The following is a 1,425-nucleotide window of genomic DNA, read 5'->3' on the forward strand; positions in this document are numbered from 1 at the left end:
CATTGGGTGTTCCTATAGTTTTGTCAACCGTCGGGGCTACTCCCGGTAGGGCACCCGGTCGCGCATCACGGCGTATATCGCCCTGAGCCGCTTCCTCGCGACGGCCTTGAGCGCCCGCCCGTGCCCCATGCCCCGCGCCCTGCAGGCCCGGTAGTACTCGCCGTAGCGCCCCGAGGACCTCACCAGGCTGTTGCACGAGAAGATCAGCAGGGACTTGAGCCTCGCGTCGCCGCGCCTGGACGCCCTGACCGACCTCACCGACGTGCCGGAGCTCCTCACCCTCGGGGCTATGCCGCAGTACGAGGCCAGGTGGTCGTGGTCCGGGAACCTCCCGATATCGACCGACACCGCGAGCTGCGCCGCGGTCCTCGGGCCGATGCCGGGCACGGTGAGCAGGCACGCGTAGGTCTCGTCGCCCTCGAGCAGCGCCGCCGTCTCGGCCTCGAGGGCCCCGGCCTCGTCGAGGGCCTCCGATATCCGGGCGGCCAGGAACCTGACCTGCCTGTTCTCGGCCTCGACGAGCGCCGGCGGGGGCGCGGTGGAGGCGGCCGCGGCCTCCCCGGCGGCCTCGGCCCGCGGGCCCCCGGCCCCGGAGCGGGCGATCCCCCACGCCCCGCCGAACCCGGCGAGCAGCTCCAGCCACCGCCGGTCCGACAGGTCGACCGCGGCCTCGAGGGCCGGGCAGGACTCGAGCAGCACCGCGCGCAGGCGGTTCTTGTCCCTGGTCGCGCAGGCGACGACGTGGTCGCGCTGCGACGAGAGGGCGCGGGCGGCCTCGAGGGCCTCGCCGCGGCCCGGGACCCCCGACAGGGAGTCCGGCACGCCCAGGGCGGTCCGCGCGATCACCGCGGCGTCGCGCTCGTCGGTCTTGGCCTCGCCGGCGAACAGGCCGGCGGCGCGGCTGGCGGCGAGCCCGGGCAGGTAGGCGACCCCGAGCCCCGCGGCGCGGGCCCGCCTCACGGCGAGGGACCCTATGTTGCGGAACTGGTCGACGACGACGAGCGTGCCGGCGGGCGCGGAGGCGAACAGCGCGTCGAGCTCGGCCTCCCTGTTGCGGACGGGGGCGCTGGCCAGCACCTCCCCGTCGCGGTCGATCAGGCAGGCCCAGTGCGATGACTTGCCGACGTCCAGGCCGAGCACGGCCGCGGGTCTGGTGGATGGCGCTTTCACGGTGGTATCCTTCCGGTAGTCGTTCGACCGGATGGCCTCCCCCTCGGCACTCACATTACCAGCCGCGGCACCTGCCCGGCACTTTCCTATCAGCCGTCGGGGGCGGCGCGTCCCGCGCCGGCAGCACCCAATTGGCCCTCTCGGGGGCAGGGACGTTCGGCCGTGCGCGGGCGCCCGGTCGGCGGCCCGTTCTGGGCGCGCCTCAATCGTAGCCCGAGACGGTCCCGGGCTGACAATTTCGACTGTAATGGACGT

At 74.0% G+C, this 1,425-nt stretch carries 1 protein-coding gene; it reads right to left on the minus strand.

The window, feature by feature from the left end; genetic code table 11:
- Positions 1-36: 36 nt before the first annotated feature.
- Positions 37-1,170, minus strand: a complete 1,134-nt coding sequence (locus I4W09_RS10260) for an IS110 family RNA-guided transposase (protein ID WP_055251567.1) — start codon at positions 1,168-1,170, stop codon at positions 37-39.
- Positions 1,171-1,425: the final 255 nt, after the last annotated feature.

Source organism: Collinsella aerofaciens (assembly GCF_015670795.1).
Lineage (GTDB): Bacteria > Actinomycetota > Coriobacteriia > Coriobacteriales > Coriobacteriaceae > Collinsella > Collinsella aerofaciens_Q.